The sequence below is a fragment of the Rhodobacter sp. NTK016B genome, assembly GCF_017303295.1.
GTDB lineage: Bacteria > Pseudomonadota > Alphaproteobacteria > Rhodobacterales > Rhodobacteraceae > Pararhodobacter.
This window is the reverse complement of sequence record NZ_JAFKOK010000001.1, coordinates 339,825-359,947: the sequence shown is the minus strand read 5'-3', so window position 1 is coordinate 359,947 and position 20,123 is coordinate 339,825. Positions and strand designations below refer to the sequence as shown.

The 20,123-nt window shown below is 65.6% G+C and carries 19 protein-coding genes; 12 read left to right on the top strand and 7 right to left on the bottom strand.

Annotated features, from left to right (window positions below; translation table 11 throughout):
• Positions 1-30: 30 nt before the first annotated feature.
• The gene (locus JI664_RS01775; protein ID WP_207011978.1) at positions 31-408 is read right to left on the bottom strand and encodes a winged helix-turn-helix transcriptional regulator; all 378 of its coding nucleotides are present in this window, start codon (positions 406-408) and stop codon (positions 31-33) included.
• Between the two features lie 139 nt (positions 409-547).
• Between JI664_RS01775 and JI664_RS01770 the strand changes: the two genes are divergently transcribed.
• From JI664_RS01770 to JI664_RS01750, 5 genes are all read left to right on the top strand, one after another.
• On the top strand, positions 548-1,180 hold the full coding sequence (locus tag JI664_RS01770; RefSeq protein WP_207011977.1) for an NAD(P)H-dependent oxidoreductase: 633 nt from the start codon (positions 548-550) through the stop codon (positions 1,178-1,180).
• Positions 1,181-1,510: 330 nt separating this feature from the next.
• Positions 1,511-3,184 (top strand): 30S ribosomal protein S1, encoded by a 1,674-nt coding sequence (gene rpsA / locus JI664_RS01765; RefSeq protein ID WP_286173754.1) that lies wholly within the window; start codon positions 1,511-1,513, stop codon positions 3,182-3,184.
• Between the two features lie 381 nt (positions 3,185-3,565).
• A complete protein-coding gene (gene ihfB / locus JI664_RS01760; protein WP_109533342.1) occupies positions 3,566-3,865 on the top strand; it encodes an integration host factor subunit beta in 300 nt (99 codons plus the stop codon).
• Positions 3,866-3,877: 12 nt separating this feature from the next.
• Positions 3,878-4,264: a lipopolysaccharide assembly protein LapA domain-containing protein gene (locus JI664_RS01755; protein WP_207011976.1), complete on the top strand. Its 387-nt coding sequence runs from the start codon at positions 3,878-3,880 to the stop codon at positions 4,262-4,264.
• A gap of 7 nt (positions 4,265-4,271) precedes the next feature.
• The gene (locus tag JI664_RS01750) at positions 4,272-4,916 is read left to right on the top strand and encodes a phosphoribosylanthranilate isomerase (protein WP_207011975.1); all 645 of its coding nucleotides are present in this window, start codon (positions 4,272-4,274) and stop codon (positions 4,914-4,916) included.
• An 11-nt stretch (positions 4,917-4,927) separates the two neighbouring features.
• Here JI664_RS01750 and JI664_RS01745 read toward each other — a convergent pair whose 3' ends face one another.
• Positions 4,928-5,227, bottom strand: a complete 300-nt coding sequence (locus JI664_RS01745; RefSeq protein ID WP_207011974.1) for a hypothetical protein — start codon at positions 5,225-5,227, stop codon at positions 4,928-4,930.
• Between the two features lie 239 nt (positions 5,228-5,466).
• Here JI664_RS01745 and JI664_RS01740 point away from each other — a divergent pair, with 239 nt between their 5' ends.
• The 3 genes from JI664_RS01740 to JI664_RS01730 all read left to right on the top strand — a co-directional run bounded on the left by JI664_RS01740 (position 5,467) and on the right by JI664_RS01730 (position 7,922).
• A complete protein-coding gene (locus tag JI664_RS01740) occupies positions 5,467-6,207 on the top strand; it encodes an ankyrin repeat domain-containing protein (protein WP_207011973.1) in 741 nt (246 codons plus the stop codon).
• Positions 6,208-6,232: 25 nt separating this feature from the next.
• On the top strand, positions 6,233-7,465 hold the full coding sequence (trpB, locus tag JI664_RS01735) for a tryptophan synthase subunit beta (RefSeq protein ID WP_207011972.1): 1,233 nt from the start codon (positions 6,233-6,235) through the stop codon (positions 7,463-7,465).
• A 142-nt stretch (positions 7,466-7,607) separates the two neighbouring features.
• Positions 7,608-7,922 carry a hypothetical protein gene (locus JI664_RS01730; protein WP_207011971.1) on the top strand — a complete coding sequence of 105 codons (315 nt, stop codon included), beginning with the start codon at positions 7,608-7,610 and terminating at the stop codon, positions 7,920-7,922.
• Between the two features lie 106 nt (positions 7,923-8,028).
• On the opposite strand, the gene JI664_RS01725 is transcribed toward JI664_RS01730, so the two are convergent.
• A complete protein-coding gene (locus JI664_RS01725; protein WP_207011970.1) occupies positions 8,029-8,457 on the bottom strand; it encodes a group III truncated hemoglobin in 429 nt (142 codons plus the stop codon).
• A gap of 333 nt (positions 8,458-8,790) precedes the next feature.
• On the opposite strand from JI664_RS01725, the gene JI664_RS01720 reads away from it, so the two are divergent.
• Positions 8,791-9,840, top strand: a complete 1,050-nt coding sequence (locus JI664_RS01720) for a hypothetical protein (RefSeq protein ID WP_207011969.1) — start codon at positions 8,791-8,793, stop codon at positions 9,838-9,840.
• Positions 9,841-9,916: 76 nt separating this feature from the next.
• Here JI664_RS01720 and JI664_RS01715 read toward each other — a convergent pair whose 3' ends face one another.
• Positions 9,917-10,300, bottom strand: a complete 384-nt coding sequence (locus JI664_RS01715; protein WP_211201594.1) for a DUF2237 family protein — start codon at positions 10,298-10,300, stop codon at positions 9,917-9,919.
• Positions 10,301-10,592: 292 nt separating this feature from the next.
• Positions 10,593-11,765, bottom strand: coding sequence for a serine hydrolase domain-containing protein (locus JI664_RS01710; RefSeq protein ID WP_207011968.1), 1,173 nt, complete (start codon positions 11,763-11,765; stop codon positions 10,593-10,595).
• A gap of 187 nt (positions 11,766-11,952) precedes the next feature.
• Between JI664_RS01710 and JI664_RS01705 the strand changes: the two genes are divergently transcribed.
• Entirely contained in the window at positions 11,953-12,903 is a 951-nt protein-coding gene (locus tag JI664_RS01705; protein ID WP_207011967.1) for a class I SAM-dependent DNA methyltransferase, read from the top strand.
• Positions 12,904-12,971: 68 nt separating this feature from the next.
• Positions 12,972-15,761 carry a bifunctional [glutamine synthetase] adenylyltransferase/[glutamine synthetase]-adenylyl-L-tyrosine phosphorylase gene (locus JI664_RS01700; protein ID WP_286173753.1) on the top strand — a complete coding sequence of 930 codons (2,790 nt, stop codon included), beginning with the start codon at positions 12,972-12,974 and terminating at the stop codon, positions 15,759-15,761.
• 189 nt (positions 15,762-15,950) lie between these two features.
• Here the strand turns inward: JI664_RS01700 and JI664_RS01695 are convergent, their stop codons facing one another.
• Positions 15,951-16,880: a class I fructose-bisphosphate aldolase gene (locus JI664_RS01695; protein WP_207011965.1), complete on the bottom strand. Its 930-nt coding sequence runs from the start codon at positions 16,878-16,880 to the stop codon at positions 15,951-15,953.
• Between the two features lie 305 nt (positions 16,881-17,185).
• Between JI664_RS01695 and JI664_RS01690 the strand changes: the two genes are divergently transcribed.
• Complete coding sequence (locus JI664_RS01690) at positions 17,186-18,643, top strand: GGDEF domain-containing protein (protein ID WP_207011964.1); 1,458 nt, start codon at positions 17,186-17,188, stop codon at positions 18,641-18,643.
• Positions 18,644-18,935: 292 nt separating this feature from the next.
• Here the strand turns inward: JI664_RS01690 and JI664_RS01685 are convergent, their stop codons facing one another.
• Entirely contained in the window at positions 18,936-20,120 is a 1,185-nt protein-coding gene (locus JI664_RS01685) for an acyl-CoA dehydrogenase family protein (RefSeq protein WP_207011963.1), read from the bottom strand.
• Between the last annotated feature and the right edge of the window lie 3 nt (positions 20,121-20,123).

Below are 20,123 nucleotides of genomic sequence, written 5' to 3'. Positions count from 1 at the left end.
CTAGCCTTTCCGTTTTCGGATGACCGCGCGTCACGCGCCGGTGTCAGCCGCCGCGCCTGCATCGAAGCTTTCACGCGCCGCGTCGATATGGTCGAGATGCGCCAGAGCCCAGTCGGTCAGCGCGCGCACCGGCTCGCGCAGGCTGTGGCCCAGCGGCGTGAGTTCGTATTCCACGCGGGGCGGGATCTCGGGGTAGTAGTGGCGCAGAACGAGCCCGTCGCGTTCAAGGTTGCGCAGCGTCAGGCTGAGCATCCGCTGCGAGATGCCCAATTCGCGCTTCAGGGTGTTGAACCGCACCGGCCCGTCGCGCAGCGCGTAGACGACCAGCATGCTCCAGCGGTCGCCCACGCGCGCCAGCACATCGTTGATCCGCTGGCAGGTGGTGCCGTTATGGATGACGTCCTTCATGGCTGTACCCCTTTGGTTCCGGTTCCCTTGATGTGACCGGGTGACGGATCTGTGCCTTCTTGTTCCCGGATACAAGTATCACATATTCACCCGGTCACAAAACAATACCACCCCCGAAGGCGGGGGAAAGGAGACCGGAATGCTGATCGAAAAACTCCACTGGCGCTATGCGACCAAGAAAATGGACCCCAACCGCGCCGTCCCCGACGAGGCGCTTGAGCGGATCCTCGAAGCCGCGCGGCTTGCGCCGACTTCGAGCGGGCTGCAGCCGTTCGAGATCATCGTCGTCACCAATCCCGAAATCCGCGCGCAGCTTCGCGCCGCGGCGTTCGATCAGGCGCAGATCACCGATGGCTCGCATCTGTTGGTCTTCGCGGCATGGGACAACTACACCGAAGAGCGCATCGACGCGGTGGTCGAGCAGACCGGCGCTGAGCGGGGCGGGGTCAGCGAGGCGCTGACGGGCTATTATGATCGTCTCAAGGCGATGTATCTGCCGCGCACGGCGGAAGAGAATTTCAACCATGCCGCGCGGCAGGCTTATATCGCCTTCTCGCAGGCGATCACGGCGGCCGCGTTCGAGGCGGTCGACGCGACGCCGATGGAAGGCTTCGATGCCGACAAGGTCGACGAGATCCTCGGCCTGCGCGCACGCGGTCTGCGCTCGGTGACGCTGTTGCCGCTGGGCTACCGCGACATGTCGGGCGACTGGCTGGTCGACATGAAAAAGGTGCGCCGCCCGATGGACGAGCTGGTCACCCGTGTGGCTTGATCGGGGCCTGATAGGTGCCTGATCACGACCGCAGGATCTGTTTCGGGATCTGAGGGACGGCGCGGCGCGGGGCAGGGCCTTGTAAAGGGTCCTGCGCATGGCGCCGGGATGGATGGCGGGAAGGGCCTTTTGCGGCGGCCCGCCGATCACCCCGAAAGCCGGGTTTCCCCTTGCCAGACAGGCTTCGCGCGGCTATAGCCGCCCCCATCCCGAGGCAGAGTTGCAACGGGCGTCCCGGTGGCGCCCGTTTCGGTTTTGGACCCGGGCAGTCAAAGACCGGCGGAGCCAACCGTCTGGCCAGTGAAACAGAACCCAAAGGAACTGATCTGCATGAGCACTGCTATGGACGAATTTGAGGCCCTCCTTAACGAGAGCCTCGAGATCGACACCCCGAATGAAGGGACTGTCGTTAAAGGCAAGGTCATCGCCATCGAGGCGGGCCAGGCCATCATCGATGTCGGCTACAAGATGGAAGGCCGCGTCGAGCTGAAAGAATTCGCGAATCCCGGCGAAGCCCCCGAAGTCGCCGTCGGCGACGAGGTCGAGGTTTATCTGGAGCGCGTCGAGAACGCCCGCGGCGAAGCCGTGGTGAGCCGCGAGAAGGCCCGCCGCGAAGCTGCGTGGGACCGTCTGGAAAAAGCCTACGAGAAAGAAGAGCGTGTCGAAGGCGCAATCTTCGGCCGCGTCAAGGGTGGCTTCACCGTCGATCTGGGTGGCGCGGTTGCGTTCCTGCCCGGCTCGCAGGTTGACGTGCGCCCCGTGCGCGACGCGGGCCCGCTGATGGGTCTGAAGCAGCCGTTCCAGATCCTGAAAATGGATCGCCGTCGCGGCAACATCGTCGTCTCGCGCCGTGCCATTCTGGAAGAATCGCGCGCCGAACAGCGCGCCGAGGTCATCGGCAAGCTGGCCGAAGGTCAGGTTCTGGATGGCGTCGTCAAGAACATCACCGAATACGGTGCGTTCGTCGATCTGGGCGGCGTTGACGGCCTGCTGCACGTCACCGACATGGCCTGGCGCCGCATCAACCACCCGTCGGAAGTCCTGTCGATCGGCCAGAACCTCAAGGTTCAGGTCATCAAGATCAACAAGGAAACCCACCGCATCAGCCTCGGCATCAAGCAGCTGCAGGCCGATCCGTGGGATTCGGTGGAAGCCAACTACCCGCTGGGTTCGGTCCACAAGGGCCGCGTGACCAACATCACCGATTACGGCGCGTTCGTCGAGCTGGAGCCCGGTGTCGAAGGTCTGGTCCACGTCTCGGAAATGAGCTGGACCAAGAAGAACGTGCACCCCGGCAAGATCGTGTCGACCTCGCAGGAAGTCGAAGTCATGGTGCTCGAGATCGACTCGGCCAAGCGCCGTGTCTCGCTCGGCCTCAAGCAGACCCAGCGCAACCCGTGGGAAGTCTTCGCGGAATCGCATCCCGCCGGTTCGACCATCGAAGGCGAAGTCAAGAACATCACCGAATTCGGTCTGTTCATCGGCCTCGACGGCGATATCGACGGCATGGTCCACCTGTCGGATCTGTCGTGGGATCAGCGCGGCGAAGAAGCCATCCAGCAATACCGCAAGGGCGACATGGTCCAGGCGGCGGTGCTGGAAGTCGACGTCGAGCGCGAGCGTATCTCGCTGTCGATCAAGGCTCTGGGCGCCGACACCTTCTCGGAAGCCATTGACGGCGTGAAGCGCGGCTCGATCATCACGGTCGAAGTCACCGCGATCGAAGACGGCGGCATCGAGGTCGAGTACAACGGCATGAAGTCCTTCATCCGTCGTTCGGACCTGGCCCGCGACCGTGCCGACCAGCGCCCTGAGCGCTTCGGCACCGGCGACAAGGTCGACGTCCGCGTCACCTCGGTCGATTCGAAAGCCCGCAAGCTGGGTCTGTCGATCAAGGCCCGTGAGATCGCCGAAGAGAAGGAAGCCGTGGAACAATACGGCTCGTCGGATGCCGGTGCGTCGCTGGGCGACATCCTCGGCGCCGCCCTTCGCGGCAACAACTGATCGGCACAGCCCGAACAGTCACGATTTGGAAAAGCCCCGCGAGAGCGGGGCTTTTTCTTTGGCCCGGTTGCTCTGGCCCTTTGTCGGATGGCCGACGCCGTGCCGTGCGGGAATTCGCGCGCTGCGTGCCGGCCCGATGCCCGACTCACCCGATGACGCCGCGCTCGCTTGCACGTGGCGCCGGCAGGCCGCCGATTCGTCGCTGTCGCGCCGCTCTCGGGTTGCGTTTCGCAGGCAATCCCCGATATTGACGGCGCAAACATGCGAAATTGCGCAGTTTTCGTTGCCGGGCCTGAAACAGGGTCTATAGTCAGAGCGTCGAAGCCATATCCGCAGAAGATGCTCGACAGCTGCCAGAACTTAAGCCACTCGGGGGGGGCAATGATCCGTTCGGAACTGATTCAACAGCTTGCCGAGGCTAACCCGCATCTCTACCAGCGGGACGTCGAGCGTATCGTCAACACCTTCTTCGACGAGATCATCGAAGCGCTGTCGCGCGGTGAGCGGGTCGAGCTGCGTGGTTTCGGTGCGTTTTCGGTCAAACAGCGCGATGCGCGCACGGGGCGGAACCCGAGGACGGGTGAGACGGTTGAAGTGGAAGAGAAATGCGTTCCCTTCTTCAAGACCGGCAAGCTTCTGCGCGACCGGCTGAACGGGCTTGAGACCTCAAACGACGAGTAGACAACCCAGATCATGAAATACCTTCGCTACGCCTTCCTTGCCATCGTCCTGCTGTTCTGTGTCACCATCGCGCTGGCTAATCGCGAACCCGTGACGCTGGCCCTTTGGCCGGACACCGTGACCGCGTTTCTGGGCTTTGGCTATTCCATCACCCTGCCTTTGTTCATCATCGTCGGACTGGCGGCGGGGCTGGGGCTGGTACTGGGTCTGATCTGGGAATGGCTGCGCGAACGCTCGGTCCGGGTCGAAGCCAAGCAGAACCGCCGCGAGCTGGACCGCCTGCGCGCCGATCAGGGCACGCCTGCCACCGTCACCACCGGCAGCGCGGTTGCCACGACGAAGCCGGGCAATGGCTCGCGCGATCAGGTGCTTGCGATTCTCGACGACAAGGACGCGTGAGCAGGCAATGCCGGCTGATGTCAGGGTCAAGATCTGCGGGCTGACGCGCCCGCAGGATATCGACGCCGTGGTCGCCGCCGAGGCGGGCTATGGCGGTTTCGTCTTCTTTCCCAAATCCCCCCGCAACCTGAGCGCGCTGCAGGCCCGACCGCTGGCGCTGTCGGTACCCCCCGGTCTGGCGCGGGTCGGGCTGTTCGTCGATCCCGACGACGCGTTTCTGGATGCGGTACTGGCCGAGGTGCCGCTCGACATTCTGCAGCTTCACGGCAAGGAAAGCCCCGAGCGCGTGCAGGCCCTGCGCGCGCGCCACGGGCTGCCGGTGATGAAAGCGGTGGGCGTGGCCGATGAAGCCGACCTCGCCGCGCTGACGACCTATGGCCGGGTGGCGGACATGCTTCTGGTCGATGCCAAGCCGCCCAAGAACGCCCATCTTCCGGGCGGTAACGGGTTGGCCTTTGACTGGCGTCTGATTGCCGGGCGGCGCTGGCCGGTGCCGTGGATGCTGGCCGGTGGCCTGACGCCCGCCAACGTGGCCGAAGCCATCGCGCTGACCGGCGCGAAGCAAGTCGATGTGTCGTCGGGGGTCGAAAGCGCACCGGGCGTCAAGCAGGCAGACCTGATCGCCCGTTTCGCCAGCGCCGCGCGGGGCTGAGGGCGCTTCGTTCAGCTTTCGCGTTCGATGACCTTGCCGAAGGGCAGGGCGGGATCGTCGCGGTCGACCAGATCGGCGGGCGTGACGATACGCGTGTCGCGACGGGTGGTCGGATCCGACTTTTCGTTGGGCAGCGCGAAGGTGACGATCAGACCGCTCGCCTGCAATCCCGCCGATACGATGCCGACCTGCCCGCTGCCCGAAAGCTGCGTGGCCGAGGTCGAGGGGGCCGGGGGATTGCCGAAAGCCGGTGCAGCGAAGCTCACAACGGTAAGCGCGCAGGCGGTGAGGGGGGCGATAAGGCGGGGCATGGGGATCTCCGTATCATCAGCCCTTATCGCCGCGGCGGCTTAGCTTGCGGACGGGAAACCGCCGCGGCGGGGCTTTCCTGACAAACGCGTGAGATCGCAAAAGGTTTCACGCCTATGTGAGGAATATTTCGCTTTTTCGATTTCTTTGATCAGGGCGCCACAACCCCGGCGCGTGCGCGCGAAAAAGGGCGACCGTCTGACGCCTTGAACGCCGGGGACAAGGCGCTAGGTTCGCCTGCATGGAACCGTCCCCAGAGGAGCCATCCCAACACAGCCGGCGCGCGTCGCCGTTCTATCGCGGATCCGTGTGGGTCGGCGGTGTCGCGCTCGTCTTTCTGTTGGGGGTCGGAAGCTGGCGCAGCCTGTCGGCCCCGCCCGACGCGGCCGAACTGGATATCGAACTCCGGCAGGCCATTGGTGGATGTCAGGCCACGCGCGTGGCCGAACTGATCGCTGCCGGGGCCGATGTCAACCGCGAGGCACCGCCGACGGATGACCCGTCTATGCTGGCACCGCCTGCGGGCAGCCAGCCGATCGACGCCTATGCACGGTGCGAAACCCCCGACACGCTGGCCGCCTTGCAGGCGGGGGGCGTGGATCTTCAGCCTCAGATGCGCCGGCTGGCCGATCAGGCGATGCTGCCGCCGCGCCCCGACGTGTTCCGCTGGCTTTTGCAGAACGGCCTGTCGCCCGAAACGCGCTGGCACACGCTTGAAGGCTGGGAGACGCTGTGCCACCGCGTGGCCCGGCGTGGCCAGATCGGGCTGTTGCGCATCCTGCAGGAAGAGGGCGCGGATCTGGCGCTGACCGACAGCGACAACATGACGCCGCTGGACCGTGTGCGCCGCGTGATCGAGCAGCAGGCTGCGCGTCTGACCTCGGATCCGCGCGGGCAGGAGATTCTCGACGAGGGTTTTGAGCCGCGCGCGCTCTATATCGATGTCATTGCCTTATTGCAGCAGGCTACCGGAACAGAGTAGTCAGAAGCGAGACACGAGGGACCCCATGCCAGACGACCTGATCAATTCCTTCATGACCGGCCCCGACGAGACGGGCCGCTTCGGCATCTTCGGTGGCCGCTTCGTCAGCGAGACGCTGATGCCGCTGATCCTGGAACTCGAGGCGGAATACGAGCGGGCCAAGACCGACTCGGATTTCTGGGCCGAGATGGACGATCTGTGGAAGCACTATGTCGGGCGCCCCTCGCCGCTTTATTACGCCGAGCGCATGACCGAAGAGCTGGGCGGCGCGAAAGTGTATCTCAAGCGCGAAGAGCTCAATCACACGGGCGCGCACAAGATCAACAACGTGCTGGGGCAGATCCTGCTGGCGCGGCGGATGGGCAAGAAGCGCATCATCGCCGAAACCGGCGCGGGCCAGCACGGCGTGGCGACGGCCACCGTCTGTGCCAAGTTCGGGCTGGAATGCATCGTCTATATGGGCGCGACCGATGTCGAGCGTCAGGCGCCCAACGTGTTCCGCATGAAGCTTCTGGGCGCCGAAGTGGTGCCGGTGACCTCGGGTCGTGGCACGCTGAAAGACGCGATGAACGACGCGCTGCGCGACTGGGTGACCAATGTGCGCGACACGTTTTATTGCATCGGCACGGTGGCGGGGCCGCATCCCTATCCGGCCATGGTGCGCGATTTCCAGTCGATCATCGGGCGCGAAACCCGCTGGCAGCTTGAAGAGCACGAAGGCGCGGGCCGTCTGCCCGACACGATCATCGCCGCCGTTGGTGGCGGGTCGAACGCGATGGGGCTTTTCTATCCGTTCCTCGACGACAAGTCCGTCGATATCATCGGCGTCGAGGCTGGCGGCCATGGCGTCGACGACCGGATGGAGCATTGCGCCTCGCTGACCGGCGGGCGCCCCGGCGTGCTGCACGGCAACCGCACCTATTTGCTTCAGGACGATGACGGGCAGATCCTTGAGGGGCATTCGATCTCGGCCGGGCTCGACTATCCCGGCATCGGGCCCGAGCATAGCTGGCTGCACGATATCGGCCGGGCGAAATACGTCTCGATCACCGATGACGAGGCGCTGGATGCGTTCCAGTTCTGCTGCCGGACCGAGGGGATCATTCCCGCGCTGGAAAGCTCGCACGCGCTGGCGCATGTGATGAAGATCGCGCCGGACCTGCCCAAGGACCACATCATCGTCATCAACCTTTCGGGCCGGGGCGACAAGGACATCTTCACGGTGGCCAAGCATCTCGATGTCGAGATGAAGGTCTGAGCGAAAATCTGATCGGCGAAACGACGCGCAGGGCGGCCCATCGGGCCGCCTTTTGCGTGGCGACGGGGGAACGGTCGGGGCACGTTCGCGTTGAATTCGCAGATGCGAACACAATGCCAAAGACCCAAGATTGGAGACCGACATGACGACCCGTATCGCCGCTTTTCTGCCCGCCGCCGCGCTGGCCTTCGCGGCCATGAGTGCCGCCCCGGTTCTGGCGCAGACCGCCGCTGCGCTGGATCCCGATCACCTGCGTGACCAGTTCCAGTCAGGCGGCTGGGATTCGGTTCAGGTGGAATCCAGCGAAACGCATATCGAGGTCGAAGCACGCCGCGGCGGGATGGAGCTGGACGTGACCTATGATCGCGCCTCGGGCATGGTGCGAGATCTCGAGATCGAGAATTCCGATGGCCGCCCGGTGATGATCCCGGGCGTCACACTGAGCCCGGCGGCATAAGCCCTAAAGCTTCACATTCCCGGATCGGCGGGCGGCCTTGGCAACGCATCTGCGCGCTTTGGCCGCCACCAACGGTACGGGAGGCATGTCTCAGACGCAGCGCGCCTCAGCGCAGGCTCGGCGGGCCGAAGCCCGTATCGTCGCGCAGGTTGGGCACGCCCTTGGTTGCGCTGGGGACCAGCCCCGCCCGCAGGCTGCGCCCGATCCGGTGGGCCAGCGCCGACCACGCGGTCGCGGTTTCGGGCGGCAGGTGCTTGTGCAGGACCATGTCGAAAAGCCCCAGCCACGGATCGAACATGCCGGGACGCACATCGCCCGCCTTGGCATGCACCTGCATCGGGTTGCCGTCATAGCTGCGCTCGAACAGGATCGCGTTGCGCCAGAACCCGGCGATCTTGGCCTCGTGCGCGGGCCAATCGGTGACATGGCGCGCGAAGACCGGACCCAGTCCTGGGTGTTGACGCACCAGCGCGTAGAACTCGGTCACGACAAGGTCGATCTGTTCGGGCGTAATCGGAAAGCGCGGTTCTATCATGGGCCTGACATGCGCTTCGTCCACCGTCTTGGCAAGGTCCCGAAGGCGCGGCGCGCCGTCTTGTCGCGACAGGGCGCGAAGATCTACAGAGCGCGCACGCACACGTTATACGAGATTTTCGTTCCTCCTCCACCACTTTTAGAATGCGCATTGTCCGGCAGATGGCGTGAATTACGCTACGCTTGTGCAATAAATGCGTCGATAATTGTTCACAATTTGAGATCAAACCGCGAACATTCAGTATAATTTCCTTCGGCATTTTCGTAACGGCTTTTGCGAATCGGTGGCTTGGGTGACGCTAGGTCAATGTCATTTTGAAAGAAGGAGATCGGTATGAGCATTTTCCGCAAAAGCCTTCACCTTGCCGCCGCGAATTTCAGGCGGGTCAGATTGATCGGCGCCAGCGTGTTGGGGGCCGGACTTCTTGCCGCCGGGCTGACCGCCACCCCGGCTGCGGCGCAGGACGGCACGACAACAATACCCGACACGTCGACCAACGCGGTTTACGAGGTCGGCTGGATGCGCTGGATCCAGTATTGGACAGATTCGGCGCTCTACAGTGGCGGGGTCGGGCTGCGCAATCGCGGCTATGGCGCAATCGAGATTTCGGGCATTCCGTCCGGGGCCACGGTACGCAACGGTTATCTGTACTGGAACATCATCACCTCGGGCACTCCCGGACCGGGCCAGCGGATCTTGTATATTCAGCGGCTCTATCCCAACCGCTCGGGCTTTTACCGCGTGACCGGCACGCAGGTCGGGCAGGGTTCGACCCCGTGCTGGGGCGGTACCTATAATACCGTTTACCGCGCTTGGGTCGGCCGGAACATCATCACCGGCAACGGAACCTATGGTCTGACGGTACCTGCATGGGCCTTTGGGCGTACGGATGGCAGTCTGCCCTGGGGCAACGTCGTCCATCCGTCGATCAACGGAGCCTCGCTCTTCGTGATCACCACGGGCGACCGCTATGTCTCGCTCTACGACCGGCCGATGGCGGGGCAGATGTTCTACAGCTACGACGGGCTGAGCGTGAACGCCGCTTCGCCCTGGGCCGCGCGCAACAGCTATTCGACGATCCTGCATTTTGCTCAGTCCGACGGTCAGTACGGCAATCCCGGCCTGACACTGAGTTCTGCGGTGGCAGATGAAAGCGTGCAGGTGAACGGGACCTATATCTCGGGCCCGCTGTCAACGCGGCGTACCGATGGCGACTGGAACGGTGATGCTGGCGGCTCGTATGCGCAGCTGTGGGATCATGTGGTCCACGATGTCAGCGACCTCGTGGATTCGGGTGATACCTATGTCGCGATCCAGCACGCCGGCGAGACCGGCTCGTCCGATTGCCTCGTGCCCGTTGCATTGGGGATGGAGCGTTACTGATCCGCCCAAGTCTTTCCTGTCCGCAAGCGAGACCGCGCGCAGCCTCAGGGTTGCGCGCGGTTTTCGCATCAGGCGTTCAGCTCAGCGGTTCGTCGGTGGCGTAGAGACGCAGCACCGAAAGCGGCACGATGTCGAGCGTGCGCAGATGCGTCGCGCGCAGCCGGAGGCGCGGGGCGGCGCCTTCTTCATGCGCCTGCAGGAACCGCCCGGCGCACAGGCACCAGCTGTCGCCGGGTTTGAGGCCGGCGAAACCGTATTCCGGGCGCGGCGTCGACAGGTCGTTGCCGAGATATTTCGACAGCGCGAGGAATTCGGCGGTCATCTCGGCGCAGACGGTGTGCAGGCCATGATCCTGCGGCCCCGTATCGCAGCAGCCCGAGCGAAAGAAACCGGTGAGCGGGTCACGCGAACATTCTTCGAGCGCACCGCCAAGGACGTTGAGAGAGGCTTCCTTGATCATGGTGTCACCTTGCCGTCGGGGCCGGTTTCAGCGGTTGGGAAGGGGCGTGCAGGTCTGGGTGTCGGCATCAAGGCTTTGGCCCTCGGGGCAAGGAATGGAGTATGGTGTCTCGCGGGTCCGTTTGCTCGTGGCAGGGGCACAGAGCAAGCGTGCTCATGGGGTGTCGGTCTGACCGGAATAATCCGGAGCATCGCGTCTCTCGAGCGTAAGGCAATCCTAACACGGATTAGCCCCGATGTGTCGGCTGTTCACGCGGCCTTGTTGTCGTCAGCGGGCCGGTTTGCGAGGCCTGTCAGGTCGGATCGGGCGACAGCGCGCGGGCGATGGCACGAAACAGCGCGATCTTCTCAAGCGTGACCTCGCGCGTGGAGAAACCCCGGTCGGCGGCATTGACGGCGATCACCACGCCGCGCGGGCGGTCGATCCAGATTTCCTGTCCGTAGACGCCGCGCGCCCAGATCTCGCCCGGCTCGGCCTCGGGCGGCAACCACCATTGATAGCCGTAGCCCGTGCCCAGCTCGGCTTCGAAGGCGCCCGGCGCGGTGCTTTCCGCGATCCAGTCGGCGGGCACCAGCTGACGCCCCTGCCACGCGCCGTTCTGCGCGACCAAAAGGCCCAGCCGCGCATAGTCGCGGGTGGTCAGGTTCAGCCCGCCCAGAACGAACGCCACGCCGTCGCCATCGGTGACGTAATAGCCGTCGCGCTCCAGCCCCAGCGGGCGCAGCAGGCGCTCATCCATCAATTCGGGGATCGAGCGTCCGGTGGCGCCGCGAATGACCATGCCGATCACATGCGTGTCGAGCGAAACATAGGCCCAGTCGCTGCCCGGCGGTCCGCGTCGCCCGGTCTGGCCGATGGTAAAGCCGTCCATCGAGCCGCCCATGGCCAGCACCCGGCCCATGCGGTTGATGTCGGACCAGAAGTCCAGATAATCCTCGTCGAAGGCCACGCCCGACTGCATCTGCAGCACCTGCCGGATCGTCGCGCGCGCATAGGCCGAGCCGCGCAATTCGGGCGCGTAATCGGTGACGGGGACGTCCAGATCGGGGATCGTGCCATCGGCGACCAACGTCCCCAGAAGCAGCGACAGCGCGCTTTTCGCCACCGACCACGAGACGCGCAGATCCTCGCGCCCGGTGCCAAGGCGGTAGTCCTCGAACACCACGGCGCCGTCATGCAGCACCACCATGCCGGTCACCGCGCGTTGCGTCATCCACGCCTCGAGCCCCTCGGGCATCGTCGCTTCGGGGCCCTGCGGCAATACCGAGGGCGTGCCGCCATCGAGCGTAGCGGACAGAAACAGCGTGTCCATATGCGAGAAGTTCTCGACGATGCGGTCGGCGTCAAACAGCGAATTTACCGCCCAGAGACGCGCGACCTCTTCGCGTTTCCATAGCCCCACCGCAGCCAGCACAACGACGATCGCCACCAGAATCCAGCCCAGCCGCTTGAAAAATTTGCGCATGTTCCGCTCCTTCGCTGCGGTCAATGTGGCAGGCTGGGCGGTAATCGCAAGGCCCCGCTTCATCCCGTCTTGACCGGCGCGCGGCGCGGCCCTATCTGCGCGCTGCACCGCGCCTGACAGGCGGTGTTTCCGGGTCCCGCGCGGGGCAGGCAATGCCCCCGGCTCCCCCTTTTGGACATGGCAGACCATGGCGGCTTGGGCGTCAACCTCGGGCGATCTGATCGTGGATCGGCGGTACGAATTCGCCGAAGCACTGGCAGCGGGCGGCGACCGGGCCGGCGCGGCCGAGCTTCTGGCACAGGCGCTGGACCTCGCGCCGCTCTGGGCGGCGGGTTGGTTCCGGCTGGGCGAATGGCTGGAAGCCGAGGGCCGCTTGGACGAGGCCTGCGCCGCATGGGACCGCGCCACCGCCGCCGATCCCGCCGACCGGCTGGGCGCCGGGCTGAAACGCGACCTCGCGCGCAAGGTGCCGATGGTCGAGACGATTCCGCAGGCCTTCGTCGAGGCTCTGTTCGACCAGTATGCCGAGCGTTTCGACACCGCGTTGGTCGACAAGCTGGGCTACCGCGCGCCGTGGCTTCTGCGCGACGCGCTGACACGCGCGCATCCCGGGCGGCGTTTCGGGCGGGCGATGGATCTGGGCTGCGGCACCGGGCTTGCGGGCGAGGTGCTGCGCGGCTCGGTCGACTGGCTGGAAGGCTGCGATCTGTCGGGCGCGATGCTGGCGCAGGCGCAGGCCAAGGGGCTCTACGACCGGCTGCAAAAGGCCGACCTGTCCGCACTGGAAATCGGCGCGCCCTACGACCTGATCCTTGCCGCCGATGTCTTCGTCTATCTGGGTGCGCTGGAACGCATCGTCGCGTGGTGCGCGGGCTCGCTGGCGCCGGGCGGCGTGCTGGCCTTCAGCGCCGAGGCGGGCGAGGCGCCGCTCACGCTGCGCGAAAGCCGCCGCTTCGCCCATTCGCAGGATTACCTGCAGGGCGTGCTGGCGGCGGCGGGTTTCACCGCCATCCGGCTTGAGCGCGCGGTGCTGCGCCACGACCGGGGCGCGGCGATCGAGGGCTTCATCGTCACCGCCTCGGCCCCCATGGCGCTGCGCGATCTGCAGGGCGATGGCGAAGGCGCGGCGCTGGTCTGATCATTGACCTTCCCGCCCGGCCCGGCGCAAATCACCGGATGGGAGATTTTTCGAACCGACTCGCACGCATGCCTCTGCCCTTCGACCCCGACGCGGCAGCGGATATTGCGCAGACCTTTGCCGACCTTGCCCCCGAACTGCGCGATCTCTTGGGCGGCACGGCGGGCTGCAGCCCGTTCCTGAAGGGCCTGATCGAGCGTGACGCCGACTGGCTGCGCGCCGCGCTCGCGCAGGGCCCCGAAGCGGCGATGGCGGGCATCATGGCCGCCCTCAAGCCGCAGGGACCTGCCGAGACAGGATCGGCGCTGAGGCTGGGCAAGCGGCGCGTCGCGCTGCTGGTGGCGCTTGCCGATCTGGGCGGCCTGTGGTCGCTGGAAGAGGTGACCGGCGCGCTCACCCGCTTTGCGGACGCCGCCGTCCACCGCGCTTTCGCCACCCATCTGGCCGAGGAAATCCGCCGCAAGAAAATCCCCGGCGCGCAGCCGGGGGACGAGGAACACGGCGCGGGCATGGTGGCTTTCGCGATGGGCAAGATGGGCGCAGGTGAGCTGAATTATTCGTCCGATATCGACCTGATCTGCCTGTTTGACGAAAGCCGCTTCGATCCCGACGACTGGCACGAGGCGCGGCAGGCCTTCATCCGCGCCACGCGCAAGGCCTCGGCGATGCTGAACGACCCCACGGGCGAGGGCTATGTCTTCCGCACCGATTTGCGGCTCAGGCCCGACGCCTCGGTCACCCCGGTCTGTATCTCGATGGACGCGGCCGAGCGGTATTACGAAAGCCTTGGCCGGACGTGGGAGCGCGCGGCCTGGATCAAGGCGCGGCCCTGCGCGGGCGATCTGGAGGCCGGCGCGAAGTTTCAGGAGGTGCTGCGCCCGTTCGTCTGGCGCCGGCATCTGGATTTCTGGGCGATCGAGGACGCCTATGATATGATCCGCCGGATCCGCGAGCATAAGGGCCTGTCAGGGCCGCTCGCGCTGGAATCGCATAACCTCAAGCTGGGACGCGGCGGGATCCGCGAGATCGAGTTCTTCACCCAGACCCGCCAGTTGATTGCAGGCGGTCGCGACCCGGCGTTGCGCCACCGCGACACGGTGGGCGCGCTGGCCGCGCTCGCGGACAAGGGCTGGGTGCCCGAAGCCGTCACCACGCAACTGACCGACGCCTACCGCGCGCATCGCGAGCTCGAACACCGGCTGCAGATGGTGCATGACGCGCAGACCCAGATCCTGCCGCGCACACCCGAGGAATGGGACCGCCTCGCGCGGTTCTCGGGGCAGGGCGATACCGACGCTTTCCGCAAGGATCTGCGCGCGCGGCTCGAAGCCGTCACCGATCTGACCGAGGATTTCTTCCAACCCGGCGAAACCGGCGCCGCGCCGCAGGCATCCACCCCGCGCCCGGTGCTGAGCGACCAGCAGCGCGGAATCGTGCAGGGCTGGCGCGCCTATCCGGCGCTGCGGTCGAACCGCGCGCAGGACATCTTCGCCCGGCTCGAACCCGAGATCCTGAACCGGCTGCTCAAGGCCCCCGTGCCCGACGATGCCATCGTCAATTTCGACCGCTTCCTTGCCGGTCTGCCCGCGGGCGTGCAGCTATTCTCGCTGTTCGAAGCCAATCCGACGCTTATCGACCTTCTGGGCGATATCCTGTCGACCGCGCCTGCTCTGGGCCAGTACCTGTCGCGCAATGCCGAGGTCTTCGAGGCGGTGATCGCCGGGCGCTTCTTCTCGGAATGGCCGGGACGCGACGAGCTGACACAGGGATTGATCGCGCGGCTCGATAGCGAACCCGATTACGAGGCCCGGCTCGACTCCGCCCGTGCCTGGATGAAGGACTGGCATTTCCGCATCGGTGTTCACCATTTGCGCGGCCTGATCGATAGCTTCGAAGCGGCCAAGCAATATGCCGATCTGGCCGATGCCGTTTTGGCCGCGATCTGGCCGGTGGTCGGCGCCGAATTCGCCCGCAAGCACGGCCCCGCACCCGGACGCGGTGCGGTCGTGCTGGGGATGGGATCGCTGGGCAGCGGGCGGCTCAACGCGACTTCGGATCTCGACCTGATCGTGATCTACGACGCGGATGGTCAGGAAAGTTCGGAAGGGCCCCGGCCCTTGGGCGCGCGCGCCTATTTCGCGCGGCTGACGCAGGCGATGGTGACGGCGCTGTCGGCGCCGATGGCGCAGGGACGGCTCTACGAGGTCGATATGCGCCTGCGTCCCTCGGGGCGGCAGGGTCCGGTGGCGACCGCGCTCAGCGCTTTCAAGAGCTACCAGTCGGGCGAGGCCTGGACTTGGGAACATCTGGCGCTGACCCGCGCGCGGCGTGTTGCGGGCTCGGTGCCGCTGGGCGACGAGGTCGAAGCCTTCCGCCGCGACCTGCTGGCCGAGAAGGCAAAGGGCGAGACGCTGCGCGCCGATGTCTCCGCCATGCGCGCGCGGCTGAGATCGGCCAAGCCATCGGAGGGCGCGCTCGACGCGAAGAACGGGGCAGGGCGGCTGCAGGATATCGAGCTGCTGGCCCAGACGCTGGCCCTGCAATCGGCCTCGCCCGCCCGCCGGATCGAAGCCCAGCTCAGCGCCGGGAAACGCGCGGGCCTGATCGATGGCGCGGCGGAAAGCGCGATCCTCGCGGCCTACCGGCTGTTGTGGCACCTGCATGGCGCGACACGGTTGCTGGCCGACCGCGTGCTCGACCCCGAGGCGCTGGGCGAGGGCGCCTGCGCTCTCGTTCTGCGCGAGACCGGAAGCGAGGATCTCGAGAGGCTTCTCAGCCGGCTGCAAAGCGCCACCGCCGAAAGCGCCCGCCTCATCGACGCGCTGCTCGATCCCCCGGCTGGCGCGCCCTCTGATTGAACTCGGCCAGAGGGGGCTGTCTGCCCCCTCTGGACTCCCCCGAGAATATTTAGAGAACAAAGATGCAGGGTTAACGGGGCATTAAGGCCCCATCTTTAATCCCCAAATATCCTCGGGGGGTGAATTTGCCGACAGGCAAAAAGGGGGGCAGAAAGCCCCCCTCTCGATCTGCAGAAATCCGGCGCGCGTTCAGGCTTTGCCGCGATAGATATCGACCAGCTTGCCCAGCATCGCCAGCGCATCTTCACGCGAGCGCTGGAACGAGTTGCGGCCGATGATCGAGCCGTTGCCGCCGCCGTCGCGGATCGCGCGGGCGTCGTCATAGACCGCATCCGTGCCCTTCGCGGCGCCGCCCGAGAAGACGATGATCCGGCGCCCGTTGAACGAGGATTGCACGCAATGCTTCACGCGCGCGGGCAGGGTCGAGATGTCGATCCCTTCCTTCTCGTAGACCTTCTTGGCCTCGGGCTGCATGATGTGGTCGGTCGACAGCTTGATCTTGATGATATGCGCCCCCAGAAGTGCTGCCATATGCGCGGCATAAGCGGCGACGTCGATCGCGGTTTCGCCCTCTTTGGTGATGCCTTCGCCGCGCGGATAGGACCAGATCACCGTCGCCACGCCCTTGGCCGCAGCCTCGCGGCGCATCTCGACGATCTCTTCGAACATGTCGAGCGCCATGTCCGAGCCGGGGTAGATGGTGAAGCCGATGGCCGAGGCGCCGATGCGCAGCGCGTCATCGACCGAAGCGGTCACGGCCTGGTTCTTGCCCGCCGTGTCCGACATCACCGAGTTGGACGAGTTGACCTTCAGGATCGTCGGGATCTGGCCCGCGAACGTGTCGGCGCCCGCTTCCAGCGCGCCCAGCGGGGCGGCGTAGGCGTTGAGGCCGGCATCGATCGCCAGCTGGTAGTGATAATGCGGGTCGTAACCCGCCGGGTTGGGCGCGAACGAGCGGGCCGGGCCGTGCTCGAATCCCTGGTCCACGGGAAGGATGATCATCTTGCCCGTGCCGCCCAGTTTGCCCTGCATCAGCATGCGGCACAGATTGGCCTTCACGCCGGGGGTTTCGCCTTCGTAATTGGCGAGGATCTTCTGGACGGTTCTGGTGGCGCGCATGGCGGGTCCCCTCTGAATTGACTGTTGGTCAAAGGGATACGCGGGCGAATGGGTCACGACAATGGCGGCACGAAGACGTTAGCGCCCACACCCGTCTTTTTTTCGCGAATGCGGCGGATCGGCGCGTTCCGCCCGGCTATTGGGGCGCAAGGAGGATGTTTGTTCGGCTACTAAAGCGTGGGAGCGGGCCGCAGGCCGGATTGTTTCAATATCAAGAACAATGGTCGGGTGCTCGCTACCACAGCTTCATCGGTTGTTAAGCCGTGGTCTTTATCCCTGAGACACAGTCAAAAGGGGGCATCGCCATGCCGCAACGTGTCAGCGACCGTCTGTCCCGCAGCGCACCGATCGTGGTGATGCTGCTGGTGACGCTGGGCTTCGGGGCCAACCTGATGGCGGGGTCTGGCTCGGACCGGCCGGCTCTGGCCCTGCCCACCGCGCTGGCCTATCTCGCGCTGGCCTTCCTGTCGTATCCCGGTCGCGTGCCGTCGCGTGTACTGCGCACCACGCTCGCCGCGGCCATTACGTTGGGCAGCGGGCTGGTGCTGGCAGACCGTTTCACCGGGCTGTTGGGCGGTTCCGCCGATGCGGCCCTGCAGGCGGCCGAGCTGTCGCAACTGGGCTTGAACGGCCATGTCTCGACCAAGTCGCTGATCTTCATCGCCACCTGTGCGCTGGCGGTGCTGAGTGCGCGCCAGAACCGGCTGGTCTCGGCGCTGTTCGTCACCGCGCTGCTGGCAATGACCAATGTTGCGGTTGTGGATCTGGCGATGGCGGGCGCGTTGTGGGACGGCGATCTGTCGCTCTGGTCTACCTTGTGTGGTTTCATTCTGACGCTTTCGGCGGCGCTGCGGCTGCGCGACCGCAGCCTGTTCTCACCGCTGTTCCTGCCGGGACCCGCTGGTCGGGCGTTGCGGCTGATGGCCGGGGGCGCGCTGGTTCTGCCGATGGGCGCGGGGTGGATCTATGCCACGCTGCTCGCGCCCGATGCCGACGAGGCCGCGCTGATCGGCCTACTGTTCGGCGGGCTGGGTTGGGGGATGTTCCAGATCACCTTCATTCTGGGCATCTTCATCGCGCGCGAGTTGCGGCGCGTCCAGACGATGAGCCGGCAGGATGCGTTGACGGGGCTGCTCAACCGCAAGGGGTTCGAGGTGGCGATGGCTGGGCTGAAGGCCGATGTGGCGGGGCTGATGCTGTGCGATCTCGACCGGTTCAAGACCGCCGATTACCGTTTCGGTCACCGCGAACGTGACGCCCTGCTGCGCGATGTTGCAGCGGTTATCGAAGGCGAGATTGGCAAGGCGGGCGAGCAGGCACGCGGCGCGCATGTGGCGCGGTTGGGCGGGGATGAATTCATGATCGCGGTGCCCAACCTGACCGAGCCCGCACTGAGCGCGCTGGCCGAACGGATCCACCGCGCGGTCGCGACGATGCCGCCGGTCACCGCCGATGATCAGGTCTATCAGCCCGCGCTGCTGATAGGTTGTGTGCTCTATGTTCCGGCGACGATGGCGTTGGAAAGCAGCCTGCGCGACGCCGATGACGCGCTGCACTGGGTCAAGCAGAACGACGTCGCGATCCGGCGCGCGGAGGAAGAGACGGGCGCCGGGCCTGCCGGTACCCAGGAAGCGGGGCGAACAGAGCGCGCGCAAGCGAGCGTGGTCAGTGGCGTTGGCGCGCCGGGGACCACGGTCGACCAGGGCGGCGCGATCCCGCCGCGGGTCGCACGCGGCATCGTCCGGGCACCCGAGGTTTGTTGAACCGGACAAGGCGCAGGCGGCCCGCATCCTTCAATGCCATTGGCTCTGGTTCATCGCTTTGGCTGCGGCTCCTGCGTGAAGCAGAATGCCGCGCGCGGTCACGGGTCGGTCATTGCGATGGATGACGGGCCCCGGAAGCAAGGCAACCCTTCACGTGCAGCGGGGGCATTCTGGTGCCGTCATTCACGGGTCTTGCGGCCCGAGGATCATAGCGCCGTCACGGCGGCAGAATAACCGGGAGAGGGCGCCGGCGCTTCTGGTCGCCCGTGATTTTTGCCGTGGGGTTTCGCCTTTAGGACAGCTTCAGCCCGCGGGCGCGGAACAGTTCCTCGGCAATGATGATCTTGCGGACCTCGGTGGTGCCACCGCCAAGCGACGCGATGCGAGCATTGCGGTAGTGGCGGTTGACCTCGGTTTCCCACACGAAGCCCGAGCCGCCATGGATCTGCACCGCGAGATCGGTGACCCTGGCGATCATCGCCGCCCCGTGCAGCACCGCCCCCGCGCAGAGCCGGTGGATCGATCCGCGGCCACCGTCACCGCGGTTCATGGCATCACAGGCGGCGAGGGCCTGATAGTTGTAGCTTCGAGCGCTCTCGATGGCGACGGCCATCTCGGCCAGATGCGACTGGATCATCTGGAAAGTCCCGATCGCCCGGCCGAATTGCCGCCGCGTCGCGGCGTAATCCAGCGACAGGTCCAGACAGCGTTGCGCTGCGCCGATATAGGGCAGGCCGAGAAACGCCCGCTCGATATCGAGGCCCGACATGACGATGCCGACGCCGCCATTCTCGGCCCCCAGCAGGTTCGCGGCCGGGACGCGCACGTCGTCGAACACCAATTCGCCCGTGGGGCAGCCGCGCCAGCCCATCTTGGTCAGCGTCTGCGCAACCGAGAATCCGGGCGTGTCCGTTTCGACCATGAAGGCCGAAATCCCGCGCGCACCTTTGGCCGGGTCGGTCTTGGCATAGGTCAGCACGACATCGGCAACCGGCCCATTCGAGATGAACATCTTGCGCCCGTTGAGCACGTAATCGTCGCCGTCGCGCACCGCCTTCAGTGCCATCGACCCCAGCGCGTCCGAGCCCGCGCCCGGTTCGGTCAGGCCCAGTGCGCCAATCGTCTCGCCCGAGATCAGGCCGGGCGCGAAACGGGCAATCTGTTCGGGCGTGCCGTTGCGCAACAGGTTGTTGAGACAAAGATTTTCATGCGGCCCCCAGATGAAGGCGGCATTGGTGTTCCAGTAACCGAAGGCCTCGCCCACCAGCCCCGCCGACAGCAGGTCCATCCCCGCGCCACCCTGCTCAACCGGCGCCGTCAAGCCCAGATAGCCGTCCGAGCCCAGCTTGCGCATCAGCTGCGGCGGGTACCAGTCGTCATCGTCCATACGCGCGAAAAGCGGATGCAGCTCGGCCTCGCCGTAGCGGAAAGCGGCGTCATAGATCGTGCGCTGCTCGTCGGTCAGGTCGAATTGCATGGG

Excerpts from the sequence above, each read along its gene's own strand:
- JI664_RS01755 (WP_207011976.1), top strand. The coding sequence starts at position 3,878 with ATGAAATACCTTCGCTACGCCTTCCTTGCCATCGTCCTGCTGTTCTGT.
- JI664_RS01690 (WP_207011964.1), top strand. The coding sequence starts at position 17,186 with ATGCCGCAACGTGTCAGCGACCGTCTGTCCCGCAGCGCACCGATCGTG.
- JI664_RS01725 (WP_207011970.1), bottom strand. The coding sequence starts at position 8,457 with ATGATAGAACCGCGCTTTCCGATTACGCCCGAACAGATCGACCTTGTC.
- JI664_RS01750 (WP_207011975.1), top strand. The coding sequence starts at position 4,272 with ATGCCGGCTGATGTCAGGGTCAAGATCTGCGGGCTGACGCGCCCGCAG.
- JI664_RS01745 (WP_207011974.1), bottom strand. The coding sequence starts at position 5,227 with ATGCCCCGCCTTATCGCCCCCCTCACCGCCTGCGCGCTTACCGTTGTG.
- JI664_RS01695 (WP_207011965.1), bottom strand. The coding sequence starts at position 16,880 with ATGCGCGCCACCAGAACCGTCCAGAAGATCCTCGCCAATTACGAAGGC.
- JI664_RS01715 (WP_211201594.1), bottom strand. The coding sequence starts at position 10,300 with ATGATCAAGGAAGCCTCTCTCAACGTCCTTGGCGGTGCGCTCGAAGAA.
- JI664_RS01770 (WP_207011977.1), top strand. The coding sequence starts at position 548 with ATGCTGATCGAAAAACTCCACTGGCGCTATGCGACCAAGAAAATGGAC.
- JI664_RS01685 (WP_207011963.1), bottom strand. The coding sequence starts at position 20,120 with ATGCAATTCGACCTGACCGACGAGCAGCGCACGATCTATGACGCCGCT.
- JI664_RS01775 (WP_207011978.1), bottom strand. The coding sequence starts at position 408 with ATGAAGGACGTCATCCATAACGGCACCACCTGCCAGCGGATCAACGAT.
- JI664_RS01705 (WP_207011967.1), top strand. The coding sequence starts at position 11,953 with ATGGCGGCTTGGGCGTCAACCTCGGGCGATCTGATCGTGGATCGGCGG.
- JI664_RS01710 (WP_207011968.1), bottom strand. The coding sequence starts at position 11,765 with ATGCGCAAATTTTTCAAGCGGCTGGGCTGGATTCTGGTGGCGATCGTC.
- rpsA (WP_286173754.1), top strand. The coding sequence starts at position 1,511 with ATGAGCACTGCTATGGACGAATTTGAGGCCCTCCTTAACGAGAGCCTC.
- JI664_RS01730 (WP_207011971.1), top strand. The coding sequence starts at position 7,608 with ATGACGACCCGTATCGCCGCTTTTCTGCCCGCCGCCGCGCTGGCCTTC.
- JI664_RS01740 (WP_207011973.1), top strand. The coding sequence starts at position 5,467 with ATGGAACCGTCCCCAGAGGAGCCATCCCAACACAGCCGGCGCGCGTCG.
- ihfB (WP_109533342.1), top strand. The coding sequence starts at position 3,566 with ATGATCCGTTCGGAACTGATTCAACAGCTTGCCGAGGCTAACCCGCAT.
- JI664_RS01700 (WP_286173753.1), top strand. The coding sequence starts at position 12,972 with ATGCCTCTGCCCTTCGACCCCGACGCGGCAGCGGATATTGCGCAGACC.
- JI664_RS01720 (WP_207011969.1), top strand. The coding sequence starts at position 8,791 with ATGAGCATTTTCCGCAAAAGCCTTCACCTTGCCGCCGCGAATTTCAGG.
- trpB (WP_207011972.1), top strand. The coding sequence starts at position 6,233 with ATGCCAGACGACCTGATCAATTCCTTCATGACCGGCCCCGACGAGACG.